Genomic DNA, 22,937 nt, shown 5'->3' with positions numbered 1-22,937 from the left:
GCGAAAAACCTGAGAGCGCCGCGTTCCACCAGATGCGCTGCGTGATCGTTGACGTTCTTCGCGAGCAAGCTCGCTCCTACAGGATTATTGATAGCGCTTGAACAATGAACGTGCCCCGTAGGCCGGCAGGATGTTGAAGAACGCAAAGCCGACTTTGATCGCGATCTGTACATAGATCATGCTGAGGATGTCGCTGGTCTGCATCGCCCCGTAGAAGGCGATAAAGCAGAACAGGAAGCTGTCGATAATCACCGCAAAGAACGTACTGAGGAATATCCGCAGGTATAGATACCTGGAGTTGGTCAGCTCCTTGATCTTGCACAGCAAGTAGGAATTTATATTCTCCGACACCAGGAACGAGACCGAAGAGGCCACCAGCACCGACGACACTTGCAGGATCACGTCGGTATAAGGCCCATCCAGCTTCCAGCCCGGTAGCCCCGGCAGGAACGTGGAGCCATACAGCAGGATGATGATCATCGCGTTGCTGGCAAACGCAAACAGAATGGCTCGCCTGGCCAGGCGCAAGCCAAAATTCTCGTTGAGCAAGTCCACGATCAAGAAGGTCAGCGGGTACAGGAACGTGCCCGGCGTGACGATGATGCCCAACGACTCCAGGTAAATCGGTTTGGTCGCGGCAATGCTGGTGAAGATATAGAAGGTGAACAGCAGCAAGTTCAGGATGATGTAGATCATCCAGGAGTTTTCATTGCGGTCGTTTATATCGTAGGCGGTCAGCGTTCCGCCTTGGGAGTAGAACTTCTTGTACAGGTTCTTGATTTCCATCTTGTTGAAGTTGTCCATCATTTCACTGCTGAGCACTTCACTCAGCTTGATCTTGAGGACCTTGCCCGTGGCGATCACCATGATCACCGCCAGGCGCTTGTCGTTTTCAAAGCCCAGCAACTTGTATTTGCTGTTTTCCACGGCGCCCTCAGACGTTGTCATTGAAGCGCTCCTCAAGGATGTCGCCGATGACACACAAACGCTCTGAGTTCCCGCAGGGTTCGAGGGTGATGAACAGCTTCTTGGTGGCGCGGTCGTACACCAGTTTTTCTTTATCGTCGCTCGACGAGCCTTTCTGCACGATCAGCAAGTCCCCCGGTTCATTGAGGCCGGGAATCCCGTGCTCCAGGCGCACGCCGATCAGGTTGCAGGCGCTGCCAAAGTAGTAGGTCAGCGGATGAAGCGTGGCCAGCTCACCGATGCGCTTGCCCAGGCTTTGCATGAGCAGGCTTTCCTTGAGCACAGGCACTGCCGCCGGGTTCTTGTTACCCAGTGGGGAAACATTGCTCTCGATGACTTCCTTGGCTTCAAAACTGATCGTCTCGATTTCTTCGTAGGAGACGCCAAAGAAGTCAGAGATCTTGCGTATCGTCGACTGCTGTACGTTAACGACCTTGCCTTCCAGGATGTTATAGATGGTGGTCCTGGTCAGGCCGGCGGCACTGCTTAACGAAAGCTGGGTTTCGCCACGACTCTTGATCAAGTACTTGATGTTGCTCTTCAAGTGCTCGGTTTTTTCCCGTCTGTGTATCAAGTGCTCACCACTTCCATTTAGTCATCAGTCCATGCCGGCAGAACCCGTTCTTGACGGCTCGCGGCAGTGAAAGTGTTGCATGCGCCCGCTACAACAATAAAGTACTGAGTGCAGGGATACGCCTCGGTGGTAAATCAGGCAACGGCTTTCTCGTCATACTCTTCTGAACGGCCAGCGCGAATCCCTCGCGCCTCTACAAGGAGTAGTCACCATGGTGCGTGTCAGTCGTCGATCCCTTCTCGCCCTGGGCGCGGCCCTGCCTGTGTTGGGGCAGCTCAATTGGGCGCTTGCCAGCCCGGCGCCGACGAAATCTGACAAGGTACTACTCAATTACAACGAAAGCCCCTACGGCCCTTCAGACGCGGCTCGCCAGGCGATGCAGCGCGCGATTGCAGCCTCCGGGCGTTACCCTTACCCGGACATGTATGCATTGGCCGCGTTGTTTGCCGAGCAACAGGGCATCGCCGAAGAAAACATCGGGGTATTTGCCGGCTCGATGGCTGCCCTGCGTTACGCGGTGCTGGCGTTCGCCAGCCAGACCCGCGGCCTGGTGATGGCCACGCCGTCCTACGAAGTACCGCGCCAGGCGGCCGAATCGATCAAGGCGCCGGTGCATGAAGTTAACCTCGACGCCCAGCATGCCCACGATGTGCACGCCATGCTCGCCGCGGACCCACAGGCCGGCATGCTGTACCTGTGCAACCCCAACAACCCGACCGGTACGCTCACCTCGACCGAGGCTATCCGCCACGCTCTGGTGAATAAACCCAAGGGCAGCGTGCTGGTTGTGGACGAGGCTTATATCGACTTCTGCGACGCCCCCAGTTGCGTAAGTTGGGTCAAGGAACACCACGACCTGCTGGTACTGCGTACCTTCTCGAAGATCTATGGCATGGCCGGTGCGCGCCTGGGCCTGGCGATCGGCCACCCGGCGCTACTGGAGCGGTTGGCCGTGTTCGGCGGCGACAACGTCCCGGCCGGCGCCAGCTTGCTGGCCGCCCGTGCGAGCCTGGAAGACGCGCAACTGGTGGGCCAACGCAGAGCGCTCAATGCCAGATTGCGCGATGAGACGATCGCCTGGCTCAAGGGCCGGGGCTTTACCTGCACCGTTTCCCACAGCAACTGCTTCATGATCGACGTGAAGCGCCCGGCAGAGCAGGTGATTGAGCAGTTGGCGGCACGGAATGTACTGGTCGGGCGGGTGTGGCAGGACTGGCCGCAGTGGGTGCGGGTGACGGTGGGCAATGAGCAGGAGATGGAGCGCTTTCGCGAGGCGTTCGCGGCGCAGGTCTAGCCCCTGGGTTTGCATCCGTTGCCTGGACAGGTAAGCCAGGCATGCTGCATGCTCGACCGGGTTGAATGATCAAGGAAGACACCCGTGCGACCTAATGGCCAACCCGATAAAAAATCGCCCATGCTGCCCGAGGATATGCGCCGCTTGCTCGATACCGAGCTGAGCCGCCGTGGCCTGGGACACTTCGAGGTCTACCAGTGTGGGCCGACGCTGGACCAAGCGCAGATTGTGTCCAATTACCCCGAGGCCATGGAGCCTTCCGACACGGCCGACGATTTCTACCGGCGTGGCGAGCTGGTTTCATTGACCCGTACGCGGATCAAACCATTTTTCTGGAGTGATGAACACCTGCTGGCCGTGGCCGATGAGGCGGTGCCGGTGCCGGGCCCCTACAAACCCGTTGGCGAGGGCGCCAGTTTTATCGTGCATGGCAATCGCGGCTTCTACTCGGTGCTCAACCTGTGCAGCTTCGGCGAACATCGGCAATTTCGCGAGACCGTGCTGGCCCATCAAAGTGAACTGCAGATGCTGTTGGTCTCGATGTACGACGAGGCCCTAGAAGATCACGCGGCGCCTGTCGAACAACAGACGGTGCTGACCCCAAGGGAAACCGAAGTATTGTCCTGGGTCAGCCTGGGCAAGACCTACAACGAAGTGGCACTCCTGACGTCGATGACCTCCCATACGGTCAAGTTTCATATGAAGAATATCTTCGGCAAATTGCAGGTCAGCAACGGCAAATCAGCAATCGGCAAGGCCCTGCAATTGGGCTATATCCGCCACCCGGCCTGAGGCCGCAATCACCGCCTACCTGTCCAAATGGGTAGCTTGTTCGCCGCACAGTGCTGCATTAGTTTGCCCAGCTATGGAGTTTGGCGCCGGACACACCGGCGCCGCCATTGCGAAAGGACATCCGGATGAGCCGCTCTGCAGCTTTGCTCCACACCTGTGCCAGCGTGCTGCGCTGATGGGTACTTTTCACGCCTTGCGCGGCCTTAATGCGCGGTTGCAAGCATTGTTCATGATCACGCTGGTGTTCCGCACGGGCACCCTGGCGTTTCCTTTTTACGCGGCGTACCTGATTCATCAACACGCGATATCGGCAGGCACGGCAGGCCTGTTGGTCGGCGTGTATGGCGCGGGCGCCCTGTGTACCGACCTGATCATCGGCGCCGTGATCAAGCGGTTTTCGGCCAACCGGGTCATTCTCGGTTCGTTGTTGTTCAACGCGCTGTTGCTGCTGGTCATTCCCTCGGTGGATAACCTGCTCGCGCTGTTCCTGTTGTCGTTTCTCTGGGGGGCCTGTTACGAAGCCTTCACACCGGCCGCGTTCTCCGAGACAGTGGCTCACAGTAATCTTGAGTCACGCAAAGTGGCGTTTTCCTGCAACCGATTGGCGATCAACATCGGCATGGCCATCGGGCCGCTACTGGGCAGCTTGATCTTCCTCAGCAATGCCGACGCGGTCTTCTACATCAATGCCGTGCTGTCCCTGCTGGCCTTCGCCGCCTGCCTGCGGTTTGGTCGGTCTCGGCAGGCCACCCAAGGCGTACCTGTCGCCGTCAAAGGCGAGGGCTTGCCCGAGGTGGCGGCTCATGAGCGTTCGCGACTGCTGGTGATCCTGTTGGCAGCGCTGCCGGTGCACGTGGCTTACGCATTACCGCCGACTTTTCTGTCGGCGTACATCATCAACTACACCCAATTGCCGGCCTATTACGTGGGCATCATCTTCTTTATCAATGCGTTGCTAGTGATTGTGTTTGAAGTGCCGATAAACCTGCGCATGGCGCACTTGTCGAGCAGTCGCTCGCTGATCATTGGCCTGTTGCTGGCAGGCTGCGGTTTCTTCTTGATGGGCTTTGGTCAGGTCGGCGCGCTGTTGGTGCTTGCTACGGTGTTGTGGAGCCTGGGCGAGATGATTGTGTTCCCCGCGATCACCCACTACGTCAGCAGCATTTCCAGCCGCGACAGCGTGGGCCGCAACCTTGGCTACTACTCGGCGGGCGTCAACATCGGCGTGATGATCGCGCCCTCGTTGGCGTTCATGTTGCTGGCCCGGCCAACCTTGCCGTCACCGTGGCTGCTGGCAGGCTGTGTGTTGTTGCTGTTCGCAATCGCCGTGGGGATGATGAAAAGCTCGGCGGTGTTGTGGAATAAAGAGGCGTAGACGGCAACCGGCGCTGCGCCTTGCGCGCGCGCCTGGTTGCGTCAGCTACTTACTGGGCGGCGATGGCGTAGCCGTCAAAGGCGCTTTGCTGTTGCAGCGCGGTCACGATGCTCTTGCGCGTGACCGGTTGCTCGGCGCCGCTGTTGTCGATAAAGGTTTCGCTCGCAAGTTCCGCCTCGCTGCCTTCGCCCACAAAGGTGAAACCCAGGAACTCCAGCGCTTCGCGGTCCACATTGAGCTTGGAGCGCGGCGTGCGCAGCGGCAAGGTGACGCTGATGCCATCCTTGCTGATCACAAACACTTCGGTGTCTTTCTTGGCGCGTGCAGCCTTGCCCTTGCCGGCGCTCGGGTTGCTGATAGCCTGGTGCGACTGGTTAAGTACCTTGAGGGCCAGGCCATAGACCAATTCCTGGAACTCGGGATCGTCCTTGAAGCTGGACAGGATGCGGCTGATCGAGAACTGGCTGCTCAGGTGTTCCAGGGCGGCGTTGTCTGCGGCTTCGGCGTCTTTCAATTGTTTGAGCTGGCCCATCAGGTCATAGGCTTTGTCATCGTCGAAGGCATCGTGGGCCTGGCGGATGGCAACGCGTAGCTCGCGGATCTGGTCGCTTTCCTTGGAGGTATGAAACGCGTCCAGCACCATCTCGCTGATGATCTTGGCGGCTGGCACATGCTGTGAAAGATTGATGGCGTTTTCGTATTCGGCTTTGGCGTACAGGGCGACTACGGATTCTTCGGCGGATTTTTCGGTGTAGGAATCAGACATTAAAATTTCACTGCGTAGTATGCGGAGAGACAAAAAAACGTCGGGCATTTTCAGCGGGTGAGGGGATCAGGTCAAGGCAGCCCGCTATTCGTCCAGCTGTGTGAGGCACGCCTGGAAGATATCCAGGCCTTCCTCCAACACCGCAGGTTCAATGGTCAGCGGGGCCAGCAAGCGCACGATGTGCCGCGACTTGCCGCTGGGCATCAGCAGCAAGCCAGCCTCTCGCGCCAGCTCCAGCAGTTGCGCCAGTTGCTTGGGAGCGGGTGTGCCGTCGGCGTGGGCCAGTTCAATGCCCCGCATGGCGCCGACACCGGTGAGGCGGCCCAGGTAGGGCGACAGTTGCTGCGCGCGCCAGGCTTCATAGCGACCCACAATCGCGGCCTCCTGCGCGACGCCCCAGGCGTGCAGGTTTTTGTCGCTCATCACCTCAAGGGTCGCCAGCGCCGCCGCGCAGGCGACGGGGTTACCGGAGTAGGTGCCGCCCAGGCCGCCTTTGGGCAGGTTGTCCATCAGCGCCTTGCGCCCGACCACTGCCCCCAGCGGCATGCCGCCGGCGATGCTTTTGCCGAGCAGCAGCAGGTCCGGCTCGATGCCCAGGCGCGAGAAGGCGAAACGCTGGCCGGTGCGACCAAAACCCGACTGGATTTCATCAATGATCAGCAGGATGTTGTGCTGGTCGCAGAAGCGTCGCAAGACTTGGGCAAACTCAGTGTCCAAGGCTAGAAAACCGCCTTCGCCCTGCACCGGCTCGATGATGAAGCAGGCCACATCGTTTATGTCGATTTCCACGCTGAACAGACGCTCCATCGCCTTCAGCGCGTCGGCGCAGGTCATGCCGTTATCGGTACTGGGGTAGGGCAGGTGATACACAGGGCCGGGCAGTACGCCGACCTTCTGCTTGTAGGGCGCGACCTTGCCATTGAGGTTGAGGGTCGCCAGGGTGCGCCCATGGAAGGCACCGTCGAAGGCGATCACCGCCGTGCGACCAGTGGCACCACGGGCGATCTTCAAAGCGTTCTCTGCCGCTTCTGCACCGCTGTTGGTGAGCATGCCGCTGACGGGGTAACCCACCGGGATAAAGGCGCTGAGGCGTTGCATCAACTCGATGTAGGGCGTATGCGGTGCGGCGTTGAACGCGTAATGGGTGAGCCGGGCCGCTTGCTCGCAAATGGCCGCCACCACGGCCGGGTGGCAATGGCCCAGGTTGAGCACGCCGATACCCCCGACAAAGTCGATGTAACGCTTGCCTGCAGTGTCCCAGACCTCGGCGTTTTTACCGTGACTGAGGCTGATGGGGTGAACGATGGAAATCGACTGGCTGATGCTAGCGTGACTCATGGCTCTGGGACTCGGCAGTGGTGGGCGCAGCGCTATCTAAGCCGCGCGCCCGGCCTTGCCGCAAACGAAATAAAGTCGCCGTGTCATTCCACCTTGGAAGGAGCTGCGACTATTCCGACACCCCATCCTTGCCCGCCGCCTTGGATCGGTACAAGGCTTGATCGGCCCGCGCCATCAGCGCAGCCGGGGACTCGCCCATGCGCCGCTCCACCACGCCCAGGCTCAGGGTAACGTTCAAGGCGCCCAAGGGGGCCGCCTCCTTGATTTTATGGCGAATCCTTTCGGCCAACTCTTTGGCCTCGTCCAGGCTGCTTTTGGGCAGCACCACCATAAACTCATCGCCGCCCCAGCGCGCCAGCAAGTCGCTTTTACGTACGCAGGCTTCCAGATGTTCCACTACCCGTATCAGGGTCTGGTCGCCGACGCCATGGCCGTATTGGTCATTGATCGGCTTGAAGTCATCGACATCCATGGCCACCAGTGCCAGGGGCAGGCGGAAGCGTTCGGCGCGGTCGCATTCCTCCAGCAGCACTTTTTCCAGGCGGTACCGGTTGGCGATGCGCGTCAGGGCGTCCCGCTCGGCCAAAGAGCGGTTTTCGTCCAGTTGCAATTGCAGTTGCTGGTTGACGCGCGACAACTCAAGCGTGCGCTCCGCGACCAGCGCTTCCAGGGATTGGTTGCGCTTTTGCAACTGTTCGATGGAGCATTTGCGCGTATGGATATCGCGGTGTGCGCCGACCATGCGCGCCACGGAACCGTCGGGGTTGCGGGCAATGACGTAGCCGCGGTCCTCGATCCAGAGGTACGTACCGTCTTCTTTTCGGCAACGGTATTCGGCCCGGTAATGAGCGGCGCGTTGGCTGATGTAGTCATCGAACACCGTCATCACGCGAGGGTAATCCTCGGGGTGGATCACGTTCTCCCAGGTGAAGACGCTGTTTTCCAGGGAGTGGTGGGAGTATCCAAGCATTTCGTACCAGCCGGGATTGCGGTAGACGAAGCCGGTATTGGCGTTCCAGTCCCAGATGCCGTCACTGACCAGTTCCATGATGGCGTGCAACAGGTCTACGTTAAGGTCGGAAACCTCATGGCGTAGCGGTTCTTTGCCGGATGTATCGTCCATCTGCACGCTTCCTGCGGGGGCTGGCGCCCAAGGCCAGTCATGGTTGACGCCGATACTCCGTGGCTGGCGCTACTGTACATCGGCGCTTGCGCGCTTTGAATAGGGCAGGTGTGCTGCTTTTGACGAGTGGCGAAACGCTATTTTTCTGGCGCCATCATCTTTGTGCGAGGCTTCCCATCAGCGTTGTGCTGGTAAATGGCTTGCGGTTGGCCCTGCTCATTGAAAAACACCTGGCCAATGCCCGCCGAGTTCCACAACCGCTCACCCGCTTCGGCGTGCTCTGGAATATAGGGCACCACCTGCATGGTGCGGCGGCGGGTAAACCAGTTAAGCGGCGAACGCGGGGAGTAGAGCCAGCGGTTGAGGCGGTCGAACCATTCCAGCAGGCGCGGCGGGAACTCGTTCTTGATGCCGCTGCTGGTGATTTGCCAGATATTGGGGCCGCCGTTGCGGTGGCGGATCAGCACTTGGTAGACAAACGAGTAATGCACATCACCGGAAAGGATCACGTAGTTACCCGGTGTGCGCGAGTGGCGGAAGATATTCAAAATCACTTGGGCAGCGCCGCGGTGGGCCATCCAGTTCTCGGCGTCCACCAGCAGTGGGAAGCCACACCAGCTGAAAACCTTCTGCACCGTCTCGATCAGCTTGACGCCAAAGACCGGCGCGGGCGAGACAATGATGGCTGACGGGTGGTCCAGTAGCGCTTGTTGCAGTTCGCTCAAGGCTTCCCAGTCCAGCAGGCCGGAAGGTTGCTTGAGGGTGAACTCGCTGCGCCAGCGTCGGGTGCGGGTGTCGAGTACCACCAGCGCCGGGGTGGTGGGCAATACGTAGTGCCACTGCTGGAATTTCAGCAGCGTGGTGACTAGCTCATCCTGCTGTGTGGCGTCCAGGTGGTTGTCTTGCGCCTGGTTGGCAAGTGCCTGGGTTTGGCTCACCAGTTCGCCAAACACCGTGGGCTGGTTGCCCCAGCCCTGGCATAAAAGATAGGCCATCAACGCATTACCGATGATGCGTTTGGAGAAGGGATGGCCGTAGGCAGTTTCTTCCCATTGGGCGCTGAGGTTCCAGTCGTCGGTGATGTCGTGATCATCAAAGATCATCAGGGTCGAGAGGTGGGCGAATACCCGGGCGACCCCTGGAAGGCCACTGCGAAATTGATCGATCTGTATCTGTTCGCGGGCATAACGCTGCTGTTCTTGCGCGCTCAGTTGCGGCGGTTGGGGGGAGATCAGTGTCCACGGTGTGGGCGACCAGGCCAGCAGGTACATGGCGATCACTTCGGCAAAGGTCACCAGGTGATTATCGGCGGTGCTGCTGGTGAAAATCGGTTTCTTCACGCCGCCGAAAAAGCGCTCACGCAAGGTCTCGTTACTGTCCAGCGCGGGGAGCAGGTCGGCGCGATGGTAATAGCTGGCGCGATGCCCGTAGAGGGCGGCACTGTCGTCAACCACGGCCCCTTCCAGGTATTCGTCGAACAGGCCCAGGCGCGCGATTAATTCATGAATTGCCCGCAGCATGGGCCCCGCGACGTCGTCGGCGTAGACCTGGTCGCCGCTCATCATCAGCAAGGCGGGGCGTTGTGCCACGGTGGGAGCTTGCGCCAGCAGACGATCAATGCACAGCAACCCGTCATCAGCGCGATGGTGAGGCTTGCGGCAGGAGCCGTGGACCAGTTGGTGGATGCGCCCATGCACGACGAAATCGGGCAGCGTGGCGCCTGCGTACAGCAGATGGGGTGCCCACTGGGCTATTCCGCAGCCGTCAATAAACAGGTCATAGTGGATGTTTACATCCAGAGGCAGGGCGTCAGTCAGGGGCACATCGATCAAGTGGATAAACGAATGGCGCCCGACGGGAACGATCTGACAATGTGCATGAAGGTGAATATCCAGCGTTGATCCCTGAGCGTGCTGCAGCCTCATAACCAGCTTCAGTTCCCGGCTCGCCACCAGCCATAGCACCACACGCTTTGGTTCCAGGCGGCGCAGCAACGGGCCGGCAAGTACGGGGGGAAGTGACTGCAGTTCAGGCATGACGCGATCGGCTCACTAACAAGACAAGCACTCAGTATAACGCTGAAAATGTCGGCATTTCGTCAACGAACGTCAGACAGTAATATGTTGTGGCTATTAATGAATAAGCAGCGCCCTGGGCGCTACTTATTTAGTAGTTGCGCTTAAGTAAGTTTACTCAAAGAACATGGCCTTTGCCGAGACTGTCCAAGCCACCACCATTACGTCTGCCGCCTCTGTCTGCGGTGACCCCATTGTCATTAATCGAATTATCGGGAGCGATTTGATCGAGGCTTCGTTTCGAGCGTGAGTTGATCTTCTCGCTGGCTTGGGTGTCTTGGTCGGGGGCGGATTGGGAAATGTAAGTATTGACGGGATTAAAGCCGATAGAATTGAACACGGTAACGCCTCACTATTAATTGCATGGTTTACATGGCATGTTCTTCCCTGTAACAGTGCTCGGCGTAAGTTAGTGGGGTTCGGTGTTTTTTGCGAGGTGTTCTATGTTTCTGTTTGTGATGGGTGAGTTGGTTTTATTGTTGAATTTTGGTTGTTTTATTTTGAAACTTTGTTAAAGAAATGCAATGTTGTATGAGTATATGTTTGGTTTTCCGTTCTCGGTTATGGGGCAGCAGGGGCAATATGGTTGCCCCTGCCGGCAAATGGCTCAGTTGTTTGCCTCAATCGTCACCTTCGGTACGGTAAATCGAAACTCGCTGCCCTGACCCTGCTTGCTCTCGGCTTCGATCCTGCCGCCATGCGCCTTAACGATGCCTTGGGTGATATACAGCCCCAGCCCGCTGCCGGTGGGGTTGTTTTCAGTCTGGGTCCAATAGCGATCGAACACATGGGGCAAATCGTCCGGCGCAATGCCCTCACCGGAGTCGCGCACCGAAAATACAATCTCCTCGCCGGCGCTCATGGCGCTGATGCCGATGTTGCCCTGGCGCGGAGTGAACTTGATCGCATTGCCGATCAGGTTCGACAGCACCTGGAACAAGCGCTCCGGGTCGGCCTTGATTTGCAGGCCAGGCTCGACATTGAACGACAGGTCGATGCCCTTTTCCGAGGCCAGGGGCGCCAGCAGCGAATACGCCTCTTCAAAAATCTGGCTGACGTCCAGCGCCACCGGCTTGACCACATAGCGCCCGGCTTCGATTTTCGAGGTGTCGAGCAAGTCTTCCAGCAACACGTTCATGCGCCCGGCAGCCTGTTGCATGGTGTCAATGGCGGAAGAAATGCGCCGTGAAGTGTGGGGGCCATCGGAGCTGAAGGCTTTTTGCATCATGCCGCAGAGCATGGAGATGACGGTCATGGGGTTGCGCAGGTCGTGGGAAACCACCGCGACCAGCTCGTCCCGCGCACGCACCGCTTGTTGCTCGCGCAGCACTTGGCGGGACAGGTCGTTCTCCAGGGCCGAGCGGCGCAAATCGTTGGCGGCAAACAGGTCGCCATGGCTCCACTTGGTGGAGATACCAGCCATTTCCACTTTCCAGATTTCAAACGAGGTGCGTGGGCGAAGGCGCATGCCCGCGTCGCAGGTTTCCAGATTCAGCGGCTTCTGCGGGTCGCCACTCCAGTGGATGTTCTCTTTGACTTCCGGGCGAAACCACAGCACCCCGTTATCCACAGGCTTGGGCAAGCTCATGGCGAGCACGCCGCTGGCCACGCTCTGGTATTCGGCGGCCGGCGGATAAACCGAGGCCAGGTTATGGCTGGAAAATACCGGTGCGCCGTCGCCCTGCAACCACTTGTGCAGCGCGCGTATCTGCGCCGGTTCCGGGCAGTTGCCGTAGCGGTGTAATTGCTTGTCTTCGATGATCGCCACGCCGCCGGAGAGGGTCAGGTCCATCAGCAGTCGGCCTTGCTGGGCCAAGCCGTCGAATACGTTATTGGCAGAGGCTTTCATCGCCCGATCCAGCAGCGCCAGCGCTTCGACTTTCTCGTCGCGCTGGCGGCTCAGCTCCAGGGCCTCCATGGCACTGATCTGCAATGACAACACCTGGCCGATGGTCTGGCAGGCCATGCGCAGGTCGTTGGGCACCAGCAGCGGCTCACGGTTGCCGCAACTGATCAGGCCCCAGAGTTTGTCGCCCTTCATCAGTGAAATACTCATGGACGACAACACGCCCATGTTCTGCATGTACTGGCAGTGAATCGGCGACACGCTGCGCAGGGTGGCGAAGCTCAGGTCCAGAGGCTGCCCGGTGTCCGGGCGCAATTTGGGCACCAGCGGTACCGGTTCGTAGGATGCATTCGGGATGATCCGTAGCCAGTTGGTGCGATACAGTTCGCGAGCCTGCTCGGGGATGTCGGACGCGGGGAAGAACAGCCCGTTGAACAATTCCATGGACGGCGCCGAGGCCTCGGCGATCACCTGACCATGGCCTTCCTCTTCGAAGCGATAGATGAGCACCCGGTCATAACCGGTCATGGCCTGGATTTCGTTGACGGTGATGGCGTAGAGCGCCTCCAAGGTCTTTGCCGATTGCAGGCGGTGCAGCATCTTGCCCAGGTCGCTGGTGCGGCCACTGTGCGCTCGGGGTTTGAAATCCTTGAGCCGTGGTTCGAATTCCAGCACTAACACGCCCTGATGGCGATGCAACAGGCCTTCGAACTGCTCACCCTTGAAGGTTATCAGCAGGGGCGGCGAGTCCAGGAATGCGCTGTCCTCGGCCATGGTTTGCACGGCCTGGGCGTACTCCTCGCCAATCAATCTGTGCAACGGTTGATCCAACAGCGCCTCGGGGGCGTGGCCGAACAACGTACCGACGTTGGCACTTACCTGAATGATGTTCAGGCCAGGTTCCGACAAGGTCAGCAGCACGCCGTGGGGCTGGATGGCCCCCGGAAAACGAATGGGTTCGTCGGCGCAGTTGGCAAGCAGCTCTTCAAAATCTTCGGGTTTCATAGCAATACCTCCTGGCTGTCGAGCCATTGCTCAAAGCCGCTGAATGTCGAGCGGGCCGCCATCACCGCGCGCACGGCGGCATCTGTATCCAGTGGCTGACGGCCCAGATAATCGAGGAAATCTTTCCAGCGCCGTCCGGTCTCGGCGCCGTATACATTGAGAAAGGCACCGCCGTTGTCGGCGTTCACATCCAGGCGCAGGGCTATTTCCCGGCGCAGCACTTGGCCGCCCAGGGTGGCGCCTTCCAGCACATACAGGGCGCCGAGGCACGCAGCTGGTGTGTCTAATACGGGGAGCTGGGTACAGCGAGGCAGGGCATGGATGGCGTGCTCAGTCAGGCCGAGCGCGTGCAGGTCATGGACCAGGGTTGGCGTTTTCACACGCAACGCAGACTCATATCCGTCGGGAATCAAACCGCTGTCATACAGCGCCGCTTCCATTGGCTGATAAAAGCCGTGGTACGCCTGCAGCAAGCGCCGATACCACTGGGCATCCAGGCGCTCGGAAAAAAACGGCAGGCGCTGTTCCAACGCCACATGCAGCAGGCCCGTGCCCGTGCGCAACGTTTCCAACAAGGAGGGCGCACTAACGTCATGGGCCTGTGAATGCATTCAATGAGCTCGAACTGTGGGCCTGTCGGCCATGAATGACGCGTGAAAATGGGCGACGATTCTACACGACTCATTGTCGTCAGCTGAACGCAGAAGCGAAAAGGCTGACCAGCGGATCAGAAAAGTCGCTCCCTGCACCTTACATGACCGCAGAACTAGCCCTCAAGTTCGGTTGAAATGATATCGCGCTGCTATCAATCCCGGGACTGGCCCTAGTGCGTCAATGCTGTCTGCACGCACTCAAGCAAGTGGTCGGTACTCCAGGGCTTGGGCAGAAACCGCACGGAACTGCCCAGCTCGGCGGCGATTTTCGTATTACCTGAGGTCAGCACTACCTGTACTTCAGGCCACCGGTGGGCGACGACACGGCTCAAGTCATAACCATTGAGCAAGCCGGGCATTTGAATATCACTGACAATCAAATCCACCGGGTCATCGCCGCGCTCCAGGTAAATCATCCCTTCGTCTGCCGATGCAAACGATGTCACTACCGCACCAAAGTCTTCCAGCACATCCACCATCAACGCCCGAATGATCTCGTCGTCTTCCAATACCAAAATCGATGGCTGAGCCATGATCCTTACTCCACCATCAGGGGTTCAGTAAGGTGGAGTAGGGGTTGGGTATATAGGTTCGATTGGATGTTTTTTAAACGATGGGTGGTCATTTGGCTGCTTGTGAGCCATGGGCACGACAATCCGTTAAGGTGAACGCCACCCTGCCCTCCAAGGAATGCCATGTTCAACCGTAACCCACTCGTGCCTGAACTGATCGTCACCCGCCTTGGCGCGAGCCTGGCGTTCTGGATCGAACAGTTAGGTTTCGCTATTGCCTATCAGCGCGCAGAAGAAGGCTTTGCCTACCTCGACCTTAACGGCGCGCAAATCATGCTCGAACAATACGACCCCGAGGCCGGCCAGTGGCTTACCGCACCGTTGCAGCCCCCATTCGGGCGCGGCATCAACCTGCAAATCGATGTGCCCGCCGTAGCACCCATCCTGCAACGCTTGGCGCAGATCGGCTGGCCCTTGTTCCGCGATGTAGAGGACGCCTGGTACCGAGCCGGTGACGTGGAGGCCGGGCAGCGCCAGTTCATCGTGCAAGACCCGGACGGGTATCTGGTGCGTCTGGTGCAGCGGCTGGGAGAAAGGCCGGTCGAACAGGCATAATCCAAGGCAACAGCCGATAGGGAGACGTGAATGAAGTATGTGTTATTGACCCTCGCCCTGACCGTTATCGCCGCACCCGCGTTCGCTGCGGGCGATGCCGAGGCGGGCGGCAAACTCTTCACCAAGACCTGCGGCGGCTGCCACAGCATTGGTGAGGGCGCGCGGGGTGGTTTTGGCCCGGAACTGAACGGCATCATCGGCCGGCCTGCCGGTACCACTCAGGACTATCAGTATTCGGATGCGATGAAGAACTCGGGCGTGGTGTGGACGCGGGAAAAACTGGCGGCCTACATTGAAGACCCGAAATCGGTGGTCAGTGGCACGCGGATGATCTTCTGGGGGATCAGTGACCAGGAGAAGATTGAAAATATCCTGGCGTATTTGGAGACATTCCAGCCCAAGTGAGATGCCCAGGCTGGCACGCATCACCGTCCTCTGTCCTCTGTAGGAGCGAGCTTGCTCGCGAAAAGCTCACAGGCGTCGCATTCATTCAGGAAGCACGCGTGATCGTTGACGTTTTCGCGAGCAAGCTCGCTCCTACAAAAAAGCCTTGCTGAACCCGCGACGCAAGGTCCGGGTAAAAGGGTCGCGAGTTCAGCCAAGCACTCCCATAGCATCTTGGCATCGCGGGGTAGGTGCTCTGAAAAAATATCCCAATCAGAAAACTCAAGCGTATCAGGCATTTCTACCAAGCCGGTGATGGCGTCCCAAAAAGCATCCCAGTTTTGGCGATACCAGTTGGGAAAGTTGAGTGAAGTGCACAGCGTGGCGTGAAGTTCTTTGTGGTTCTGGATGCGGCTAAGGTCAATTTTGAAGAGGGATGAACGGGTCACTTGTGCACCATTTGCTTTTTCATCTGCTATAGCTCAGGCTGAATTCTTTGAGTCATTACTCGTTTGAAACTTCGTAATCAAATGCGATGAAGTAGTCACTTTCTGAAAGAGCAATTTCATGAGAAAAGCGCGGCTGTATCACTGATAGCCATTCCCTGCGCAATTCAAACATGCCGTTATTGACTTCCGCTGCGCTCAACAACCCGAGCGTGGAAATCACCGAATAGTCATCTCCGCAGTCCGCTGAACTTTCCGTTCCTCTTAGCCTCTCTGTGGTTCTGTCGAACCATTCCAACCTTATTTTTAGTCCCATGTAGTCCTCACAAATATTTTTTGATGTTTCGTTTTTTGATCGGCCCTTTTAGCTGCTCGCCGCTTATGTGGTTGAACGCACCTATATGGCTCCCATCACTTGCTAGATAAACCTCCAGCTTCCCGTGCTGAGAGTTCCATTCATAGATCTTCCGACCTTTTTCCTCAATCCAGCGTTCTCTCAGCCCGGCGCCTCCTTGTCTGGGAGTCTTGGGTTTTGCTTTTATCAGTTTTTCAAAGCCAGTTATTTGTTCAGTGTCAGGCGCTTTGTGGTACTTGTGATCCCCAGCCTTGGCACCTACCACCACATACAGCGGCCGAACCCCCGACTCCGCCGGAAACACCAGAATAAAATCCCGATAGTCCGGTGGGTAAATAGGGTTAACCAGAATCTGCGCCGCCGTTCCCGTCGGTGGGTAGATCCAGATCACCGGTGCTTGCGGCGCAGCCTCCAATGCCGGAATACCTAAGGTGTCATTTGGATCAACGGAGGGCGTCCAGATCAGCTCTACGCCATTATTCAAATCTGCTACTAACTGGCCACTGCGGTTTTGAAATTGCACCACATCAATCATCTGCCAATCGGCATTGTTACCTGTGTAAAACCCATACCCCTTGAGCGTGCCGTCGTCGCGTTGCTCGATATGCAGCCGCATCTGCGAACGCGCTCGTTGCAGCGAACGCAATTGTTCCTCGTTGTAGAGCGCGCTATCACTTAGATCCGACGGCCAAGCCAGCGCTACCAACCCTGTCAACAGGCTACCAGCGACGGATGCGCTGACTGTGGCCGCCGATTCCAAAAACGCTGTACGCAATGCCAACTGCCCTAAGCCGGCTGGCAGTGCACTGCCGCTGATCTTGCGCAAGGCAACCGCGCCTCGGGCGTCCACTTCGCGCCCGCCCAACAGACTTAAATGGCTGTACTCCTTGATCAGTTCCAGTGGAACAAAACCGGTGGGGCTCGAGTAATGGGCGATACCGTCAGGCAGTTGGCATGGCTTGATGAAGACGCAGCTGGGAGGTTTGGCTGGTGTAGGTGGCGGGGCAGGGGATGGCTCGAAAAAATCGACAGTAGGCGAATACGGCATACGCGACGGTTGCCGGGTGAGGATTCGTCGCTTGAGTAACGCTTGTTCGGTGGGTGGATAAAAGCGTTCTGACATGACCGATTCACTTCCTTGCGCGAGGGAGTGAGCCTATGAGGGGGAGTCAGGAACCGATATCAGCTCAATTTTCAGTTGATGTGGGAAAAGTTGACTGGTACGTGAGTCGCCGGCATTGTTTCGAATATTGCGATTTTCGTTTGTTTCGTTTAGCGTTGGCCTCAACTGAATTGCGCAAGACCGGAGTTGCATCATGACCATCAACAACCTTCCAAAAACGATCCTTCCGCTGGAAAAAGAAGTCGAGGCGGCAGTGCAAGGCCAGCGTGAATTAGCGTCCCTATTGTCGACCAAATTTGAAACCCAGCGCATCGACATCTTCGACAAAGAAGATAAGCCACACAGGCTTGTACTCCCAACCTCCGCACTGCGCCTGCTGGTCGATATTCTGGGCGAATTGGCGCTCGGCAATGCCGTCAAGGTAGTGCCGGTTCATGCCGAGTTGACCTCGCAGGAGGCGGCCGACCTGCTTAATGTGTCACGCCCGCATTTGGTCAAAATGCTCGAGGACGGCGCTATCCCTTTTACAAAAACGGGTCGACATCGGCGAGTCCGCTTTTCGGATTTGATGGCGTTCAAGCAACGGCGTGACGAGCAAAGCCAAGAGGCAATGGAAGCGCTGGTTCAACAGGCCCAGGAGTTGGGAATGGGGTATGACGGATGAGGTGTTCGCCCTTTACTGCGGTATACGACGCTTGTGTTCTCTATCCTGCGGCACTTAGGGACTTACTCATGTGGCTTGGTTTGTCTGGTTTGTATCGAGCGCGATGGACTGCCCAGATTCAGGATGAGTGGAAGCGCAACGTACTCAAGAACCGACCCGATCTTACGGCGGCTCAGGTGGACTGCACGTCGGCGCTTATGGACATTGCGATACCTGACGCTCTGGTGACCGGATATGAGGACCTGTGTTCGAGTTTGGATTTACCAGATCCGGATGACCGGCATGTGTTGGCAGCGGCCATTCGAAGTAAAGCTGAGGTTATCGTGACCTTCAATTTGAAAGACTTTCCACCGCATGTATTGGCTGCCTATGACATTGAACCGATGCATCCGGATGACTTTATTTCGGATCTCTGGGATTTGGATCAGGCGGCAGTGTTGGGAGCAGCGCAGAAGCAGAGGAGGGCGTTGAAGAAGCCCGCGATGGAGGCGGGAAGCTATCTCGAAATGTTGATGCGGCAGGGCTTGGTGCAGACTAGCAAGGCAATGGGACCTTATGAAATGATGCTGTGAGCAGGATGAGCCCGGTGTACGTCAGTTGAACCACAATAAAAAAGACCTTGAAACGCCAATGTCTTTTTTATGCCTGTGGATCAACTCAGCAGGTGCTTGGAAATCAGCCGCGAGATTTCCACGATCGAGGTCTTGCCAGTGAATTCGAACTTCACCTTCCCCAACGACGAAAAGTAAATCTCCAACTCCGAATCAAGATCAAACGTCCCGGACGTTTCCACCGAGTACGCCACGATGTTCTTGTACGGCAATGAGGTGAAGTCCTTCTTGCTGCCGGTAATTCCCTGCACGTTAACCGCGATGATGCGTTTGGTGGTGAACACGACGCCGTCGCGCATGGCCTTGTACGCGTCGACCACTTCTTCGCCGTCCAGCAGCAGGGCCGCTACGCGTTCGGCGTATTCGTTGTTTTGCTTGAGCTTGAAGAAGCCTTTGTTGTTGAAGTCGATCATGTGCCTGTCCTGGGTAAGTGGTGCCGTCGGTGTATGACGTTTTGCTTGCGGATCTGTATCTAACGCCTGGGCCTGCAAGCCCCTAGCATGACGCTCAACACGACCGCGTCGGCGAAGGATTTCACGCTGGCAGCTTAAAAAACCAGGAGCCAATCCATGCCTGATATGTCCAGCTTGCTCGCCTACGGCCTGATTTCACTCGGCATGGTACTGACACCGGGGCCGAACATGATCTACCTCATTTCCCGCTCCATCTGCCAGGGGCGCACGGCCGGGTTGATTTCCCTGGGCGGGGTGGCGCTGGGGTTTGTGGTGTATATGGTGTGCGCGGCGCTGGGTATCACGGCGTTGGTGATGGCGGTGCCGTTTGCCTACGACGCGCTGCGGCTCGGCGGGGCGCTGTATCTGATGTACCTGGCCTGGCAGGCGGTCAAGCCGGGTGGGCGTTCGCCATTCCAGGTGCGCGACTTGCCCAAGGACAGCCCGCGCAAGTTGGTTACCATGGGGCTGGTCACCAACCTGCTCAATCCCAAAGTGGCGGTGATGTATTTGTCGTTGCTGCCCCAGTTCATCGACCCGAACGGTCATGGCAGTGTGCTGGTGCAATCCCTGGCGCTGGGCTCCCTGCAGATTCTTATCAGCGTGAGCGTCAACGCGGTGATTGCCTGCATGGCGGGTTCCATCGCGGTGTTCTTCGTAACCCGGCCTGGTTGGCAGGTGCTGCAGCGCTGGCTGATGGGGTCGGTATTGATGGGCTTGGCGGTGCGGATGGCGGTGGAAGGGCGCAAGTAAGTCCACGTCACAGGATGGCTTTCAGGTAATCCTTGAGTGCGTGGAGCGGGGCGTCGAGTATTTCCAGGGTCGGTGCTTCGCGCACGTTCGTTGCGAGCCGCTGCAACTCGCGACCCATGACGGTATCGGCGCCACCCAGGGTGTCGAGTGCCAGAGACAGGCATTCATCGAGCTTCACTTGGATCTCGGCCAGGTTTCCCTGGCGCACCAACAACCCAAACACCTCGCGATCATAGCCCTCCATCACGGGATCATCGCGCAGCAACGGGCTGCCGTCGTCAGTCTCATGCACCAGCTTCAACGCAAACAACGCAACCGCTTCAAGCGTCAACTCCATGGTCCCGCTCCCTCCACTGCCACGCCTGGCACTTTTTTGCAGGCGAAAAAAAAGACCTTGAATTTCAAGGTCTTTCTTTAAGATGGTGCCCCGAGGGAGACTCGAACTCCCACTCCTTTCGAAAACGGATTTTGAATCCGCCGCGTCTACCAATTCCGCCATCAGGGCTCAATGGCGGCGAAGTATAGAGATGAGATTACCGTTGGTCAATCACGTTTCATGGTCTATTTTCACTATTTCCGCTAGACTTCCCGGCCCTGCTAGACGAACCCCATCATGCGCGTTGCTGACTTTACTTTTGAGCTCCCTGATTCGCTGATCGCTCGCCACCCTTTGGCCGAGCGTCGCGCCAGTCGACTGCTGACCCTGGACGGGGTCAGCGGTGCCCTCGCACACCGTCAATTCACTGATTTGCTTGAGCATTTGCGCCCAGGCGATCTGATGGTTTTCAACAATACCCGGGTGATTCCGGCGCGGCTGTTTGGCCAGAAAGCATCCGGCGGCAAGCTGGAAATCCTGGTGGAGCGGGTGCTGGACAGCCACCGCGTGCTCGCCCATGTGCGCTCCAGCAAATCGCCCAAACCGGGGTCGAGCATCTTGATTGAGGGCGGTGGTGAAGCCGAGATGGTCGCGCGCCACGATGCCTTGTTCGAGCTCAAGTTTGCCGAAGAAGTGTTGCCGTTGTTGGAGCGCGTCGGCCATATGCCGTTGCCTCCTTATATAGACCGCCCCGATGAAGACGCGGACCGCGAGCGCTATCAGACCGTGTACTCACAGCGCCTCGGCGCCGTCGCCGCCCCGACTGCCGGGCTGCATTTCGACCAGCCATTGCTGGATGCGATTGCCGCCAAGGGCGTCGACACGGCCTATGTGACCCTGCACGTGGGGGCCGGTACGTTTCAGCCGGTGCGTGTGGATAACATCGAAGACCACCATATGCACAGCGAGTGGCTGGAAGTCAGCCAGGACGTGGTGGATGCGGTGGCGGCGTGCAAGGCGCGTGGCGGTCGAGTGGTTGCCGTGGGCACCACCAGTGTGCGTTCGCTGGAGAGTGCAGCGCGTGATGGCGTGCTCAAGCCGTTCAGTGGCGACACCGATATCTTCATTTTTCCAGGGCGACCTTTTCATGTGGTCGATTGCCTGGTCACCAACTTCCATTTGCCGGAATCCACGCTGTTGATGCTGGTGTCGGCATTTGCCGGTTACCCGGAAACCATGGCTGCCTACCAGGCCGCCATTGCTAACGAGTACCGTTTTTTCAGCTACGGTGATGCGATGTTTATCACCCGTAACCCGGCGCCACGCGGCCCTGAGGACAACTTATGAGTCGTATGTCGTTTGAATTGCTCGCTACGGACGGCAAAGCCCGTCGCGGCCGCCTGACCTTCCCGCGCGGCACTGTGGAGACCCCGGCCTTCATGCCGGTCGGCACCTACGGCACCGTCAAGGGCATGTTGCCCCGCGACATCGTCGCCACCGGTGCCGAGATTATCCTCGGCAATACCTTCCACCTGTGGCTGCGCCCGGGCACGGAAGTGATCAAGAAGCATGGCGACCTGCATGACTTCATGAAGTGGCAAGGCCCGATCCTCACCGACTCCGGTGGTTTCCAGGTGTTCAGCCTGGGCGCCATGCGCAAGATCAAGGAAGAGGGCGTGACCTTCGCCTCGCCGGTCGACGGCGCCAAGGTGTTCATGGGCCCGGAAGAGTCGATGCAGGTGCAGCGTGACCTGGGCTCGGACATCGTGATGATTTTCGACGAGTGCACACCGTACCCGGCCGATGAAGACGTGGCGCGTATCTCCATGGAGCTGTCGCTGCGTTGGGCCCAGCGTTCGAAGAACGCCCATGGCGATAACACGGCGGCGCTGTTCGGTATTGTCCAGGGCGGCATGCATGAAAGCCTGCGCAAACGCTCGCTGGAAGGCCTCGACAAGATCGGCTTCGACGGCCTGGCCATCGGCGGTTTGTCGGTGGGCGAGCCCAAGCACGAAATGATCAAGGTGCTCGATTACCTGCCAGGCCTGATGCCCGCAGACAAACCTCGTTACCTTATGGGCGTTGGCAAACCGGAAGATCTCGTAGAGGGTGTGCGCCGCGGTGTGGACATGTTCGATTGCGTGATGCCAACCCGTAATGCCCGCAATGGGCATCTGTTCATCGATACAGGCGTGCTGAAGATCCGTAACGCGTTCCATCGCCATGATGATTCGCCGCTGGATCCTACCTGTGACTGCTACACCTGCCAGAACTTCTCCCGTGCTTATCTGCACCATCTGGACAAGTGTGGGGAAATGCTGGGTAGCATGTTGAATACCATCCACAATTTGCGTCATTACCAAGTCCTGATGGCTGGTTTGCGCGAGGCTATTCAACAGGGTACATTGGCCGCCTTCGTCGATGCCTTCTATGCCAAGCGTGGCCTCCCTGTGCCGCCCTTGGACTGAGTTTTCCGACCCTAAGATTCACTATTTGCAACTGGAGTGCTAAATGAGCTTTTTTATCTCTAACGCCATGGCTGACGCCGCTGCGCCTGCTGCTGCCGGCCCTATGGGCGGTGGTTTCGAGTGGATTTTCCTGGTCGGCTTCCTGGTCATTTTCTACCTGATGATCTGGCGTCCACAGGCCAAGCGCGCCAAAGAGCAGAAAAACCTGCTGGGCAGCCTGCAAAAAGGCGACGAAGTCGTGACCACTGGCGGTATCGCCGGCAAGATCACCAAGGTTTCCGATGCTTTCGTGGTACTGGAAGTCTCCGACACCGTGGAAATGAAGTTCCAGAAGGGCGCCATCGCCGCCACGCTGCCTAAAGGCACGCTCAAAGCGATCTAAGTAACAACCTTTACCAATCGACGGGGCGCGCAAGGCGCCCCGCGTTATA

General features: G+C 58.0%; 26 protein-coding genes and 1 tRNA gene. 11 read left to right on the top strand and 16 right to left on the bottom strand.

Annotated features, from left to right (window positions below):
* Positions 1–84: 84 nt before the first annotated feature.
* Both AC1RAC_RS07680 and AC1RAC_RS07675 read right to left on the bottom strand, forming a co-directional pair.
* Entirely contained in the window at positions 85–948 is an 864-nt protein-coding gene (locus AC1RAC_RS07680) for a queuosine precursor transporter (RefSeq protein WP_014719862.1), read from the bottom strand.
* Positions 935–1,540, bottom strand: coding sequence for a helix-turn-helix transcriptional regulator (locus AC1RAC_RS07675; RefSeq protein ID WP_080757657.1), 606 nt, complete (start codon positions 1,538–1,540; stop codon positions 935–937). Before AC1RAC_RS07675 ends, AC1RAC_RS07680 begins: the two co-directional genes overlap by 14 nt.
* A 211-nt stretch (positions 1,541–1,751) precedes the next feature.
* Between AC1RAC_RS07675 and ptaA the strand changes: the two genes are divergently transcribed.
* The 3 genes from ptaA (at position 1,752) to AC1RAC_RS07660 (ending at position 5,001) form a co-directional block, all read left to right on the top strand.
* Positions 1,752–2,834, top strand: a complete 1,083-nt coding sequence (gene ptaA / locus AC1RAC_RS07670) for a pyoverdine biosynthesis transaminase PtaA (RefSeq protein WP_236453809.1) — start codon at positions 1,752–1,754, stop codon at positions 2,832–2,834.
* Between the two features lie 120 nt (positions 2,835–2,954).
* Positions 2,955–3,626 carry a helix-turn-helix transcriptional regulator gene (locus tag AC1RAC_RS07665; RefSeq protein ID WP_219857398.1) on the top strand — a complete coding sequence of 224 codons (672 nt, stop codon included), beginning with the start codon at positions 2,955–2,957 and terminating at the stop codon, positions 3,624–3,626.
* Positions 3,627–3,801: 175 nt separating this feature from the next.
* Positions 3,802–5,001, top strand: coding sequence for an MFS transporter (locus AC1RAC_RS07660; protein ID WP_170949800.1), 1,200 nt, complete (start codon positions 3,802–3,804; stop codon positions 4,999–5,001).
* 49 nt (positions 5,002–5,050) lie between these two features.
* Here AC1RAC_RS07660 and AC1RAC_RS07655 read toward each other — a convergent pair whose 3' ends face one another.
* From AC1RAC_RS07655 to AC1RAC_RS07620, 8 genes are all read right to left on the bottom strand, one after another.
* Positions 5,051–5,767 carry a hypothetical protein gene (locus AC1RAC_RS07655; RefSeq protein ID WP_034128720.1) on the bottom strand — a complete coding sequence of 239 codons (717 nt, stop codon included), beginning with the start codon at positions 5,765–5,767 and terminating at the stop codon, positions 5,051–5,053.
* Between the two features lie 84 nt (positions 5,768–5,851).
* Positions 5,852–7,105 (bottom strand): 2-aminoadipate transaminase, encoded by a 1,254-nt coding sequence (locus AC1RAC_RS07650; RefSeq protein WP_200584113.1) that lies wholly within the window; start codon positions 7,103–7,105, stop codon positions 5,852–5,854.
* Positions 7,106–7,214: 109 nt separating this feature from the next.
* Entirely contained in the window at positions 7,215–8,228 is a 1,014-nt protein-coding gene (locus AC1RAC_RS07645) for a sensor domain-containing diguanylate cyclase (protein ID WP_054922000.1), read from the bottom strand.
* A 137-nt stretch (positions 8,229–8,365) separates the two neighbouring features.
* Complete coding sequence (locus AC1RAC_RS07640) at positions 8,366–10,264, bottom strand: alkaline phosphatase D family protein (protein WP_492616468.1); 1,899 nt, start codon at positions 10,262–10,264, stop codon at positions 8,366–8,368.
* A 157-nt stretch (positions 10,265–10,421) separates the two neighbouring features.
* The gene (locus AC1RAC_RS07635; protein WP_492616467.1) at positions 10,422–10,643 is read right to left on the bottom strand and encodes a hypothetical protein; all 222 of its coding nucleotides are present in this window, start codon (positions 10,641–10,643) and stop codon (positions 10,422–10,424) included.
* Between the two features lie 267 nt (positions 10,644–10,910).
* Positions 10,911–13,154, bottom strand: a complete 2,244-nt coding sequence (locus AC1RAC_RS07630) for an ATP-binding protein (protein ID WP_057975057.1) — start codon at positions 13,152–13,154, stop codon at positions 10,911–10,913.
* A complete protein-coding gene (locus AC1RAC_RS07625) occupies positions 13,151–13,765 on the bottom strand; it encodes a biliverdin-producing heme oxygenase (protein ID WP_054922006.1) in 615 nt (204 codons plus the stop codon). Before AC1RAC_RS07625 ends, AC1RAC_RS07630 begins: the two co-directional genes overlap by 4 nt.
* Before the next feature lie 212 nt (positions 13,766–13,977).
* Positions 13,978–14,340 carry a response regulator gene (locus AC1RAC_RS07620; protein ID WP_003194033.1) on the bottom strand — a complete coding sequence of 121 codons (363 nt, stop codon included), beginning with the start codon at positions 14,338–14,340 and terminating at the stop codon, positions 13,978–13,980.
* Positions 14,341–14,502: 162 nt separating this feature from the next.
* Between AC1RAC_RS07620 and AC1RAC_RS07615 the strand changes: the two genes are divergently transcribed.
* Positions 14,503–14,934: a bleomycin resistance protein gene (locus tag AC1RAC_RS07615; protein WP_072435022.1), complete on the top strand. Its 432-nt coding sequence runs from the start codon at positions 14,503–14,505 to the stop codon at positions 14,932–14,934.
* 30 nt (positions 14,935–14,964) lie between these two features.
* Positions 14,965–15,339, top strand: a complete 375-nt coding sequence (locus tag AC1RAC_RS07610) for a c-type cytochrome (RefSeq protein WP_034128041.1) — start codon at positions 14,965–14,967, stop codon at positions 15,337–15,339.
* Between the two features lie 20 nt (positions 15,340–15,359).
* On the opposite strand, the gene AC1RAC_RS07605 is transcribed toward AC1RAC_RS07610, so the two are convergent.
* The 3 genes from AC1RAC_RS07605 to AC1RAC_RS07595 are packed head-to-tail and all read right to left on the bottom strand — an operon-like array spanning position 15,360 to position 17,242.
* On the bottom strand, positions 15,360–15,767 hold the full coding sequence (locus tag AC1RAC_RS07605) for a barstar family protein (protein WP_345769710.1): 408 nt from the start codon (positions 15,765–15,767) through the stop codon (positions 15,360–15,362).
* A 55-nt stretch (positions 15,768–15,822) separates the two neighbouring features.
* The gene (locus AC1RAC_RS07600; RefSeq protein WP_082430498.1) at positions 15,823–16,080 is read right to left on the bottom strand and encodes a colicin E3-like toxin immunity protein; all 258 of its coding nucleotides are present in this window, start codon (positions 16,078–16,080) and stop codon (positions 15,823–15,825) included.
* Positions 16,081–16,087: 7 nt separating this feature from the next.
* Positions 16,088–17,242, bottom strand: coding sequence for an S-type pyocin domain-containing protein (locus AC1RAC_RS07595; RefSeq protein WP_072447235.1), 1,155 nt, complete (start codon positions 17,240–17,242; stop codon positions 16,088–16,090).
* Between the two features lie 193 nt (positions 17,243–17,435).
* Here AC1RAC_RS07595 and AC1RAC_RS07590 point away from each other — a divergent pair, with 193 nt between their 5' ends.
* Together AC1RAC_RS07590 and AC1RAC_RS07585 are read left to right on the top strand one after the other, a co-directional pair.
* Positions 17,436–17,906: a helix-turn-helix domain-containing protein gene (locus AC1RAC_RS07590; protein ID WP_054922011.1), complete on the top strand. Its 471-nt coding sequence runs from the start codon at positions 17,436–17,438 to the stop codon at positions 17,904–17,906.
* On the top strand, positions 17,903–18,478 hold the full coding sequence (locus AC1RAC_RS07585) for a PIN domain-containing protein (protein ID WP_054922014.1): 576 nt from the start codon (positions 17,903–17,905) through the stop codon (positions 18,476–18,478). The genes AC1RAC_RS07590 and AC1RAC_RS07585 overlap by 4 nt, the downstream gene beginning before the upstream one ends.
* A gap of 80 nt (positions 18,479–18,558) precedes the next feature.
* On the opposite strand, the gene AC1RAC_RS07580 is transcribed toward AC1RAC_RS07585, so the two are convergent.
* Entirely contained in the window at positions 18,559–18,930 is a 372-nt protein-coding gene (locus AC1RAC_RS07580) for a PH domain-containing protein (protein WP_014719840.1), read from the bottom strand.
* Between the two features lie 156 nt (positions 18,931–19,086).
* Here AC1RAC_RS07580 and AC1RAC_RS07575 point away from each other — a divergent pair, with 156 nt between their 5' ends.
* Positions 19,087–19,722 carry a LysE family translocator gene (locus AC1RAC_RS07575; RefSeq protein ID WP_054897816.1) on the top strand — a complete coding sequence of 212 codons (636 nt, stop codon included), beginning with the start codon at positions 19,087–19,089 and terminating at the stop codon, positions 19,720–19,722.
* 7 nt (positions 19,723–19,729) lie between these two features.
* Here the strand turns inward: AC1RAC_RS07575 and AC1RAC_RS07570 are convergent, their stop codons facing one another.
* Both AC1RAC_RS07570 and AC1RAC_RS07565 read right to left on the bottom strand, forming a co-directional pair.
* Positions 19,730–20,059, bottom strand: a complete 330-nt coding sequence (locus AC1RAC_RS07570) for a hypothetical protein (protein WP_054897815.1) — start codon at positions 20,057–20,059, stop codon at positions 19,730–19,732.
* Positions 20,060–20,142: 83 nt separating this feature from the next.
* A tRNA-Leu gene (locus AC1RAC_RS07565) sits at positions 20,143–20,227 on the bottom strand.
* Between the two features lie 108 nt (positions 20,228–20,335).
* Between AC1RAC_RS07565 and queA the strand changes: the two genes are divergently transcribed.
* The 3 genes from queA to yajC are packed head-to-tail and all read left to right on the top strand — an operon-like array spanning position 20,336 to position 22,888.
* Positions 20,336–21,385 (top strand): tRNA preQ1(34) S-adenosylmethionine ribosyltransferase-isomerase QueA, encoded by a 1,050-nt coding sequence (gene queA, locus AC1RAC_RS07560; RefSeq protein WP_034128030.1) that lies wholly within the window; start codon positions 20,336–20,338, stop codon positions 21,383–21,385.
* Positions 21,386–21,390: 5 nt separating this feature from the next.
* Positions 21,391–22,506, top strand: coding sequence for a tRNA guanosine(34) transglycosylase Tgt (tgt, locus tag AC1RAC_RS07555; RefSeq protein ID WP_032803964.1), 1,116 nt, complete (start codon positions 21,391–21,393; stop codon positions 22,504–22,506).
* 43 nt (positions 22,507–22,549) lie between these two features.
* A complete protein-coding gene (gene yajC, locus AC1RAC_RS07550) occupies positions 22,550–22,888 on the top strand; it encodes a preprotein translocase subunit YajC (RefSeq protein ID WP_003175975.1) in 339 nt (112 codons plus the stop codon).
* Positions 22,889–22,937 lie beyond the last annotated feature (49 nt).

The sequence above is a fragment of the Pseudomonas sp. GW823-FHT02F05 genome (assembly GCF_058797315.1).
Note: the sequence above shows the minus strand (reverse complement) of the source record. Positions and strands in the feature narration are given on the sequence as shown.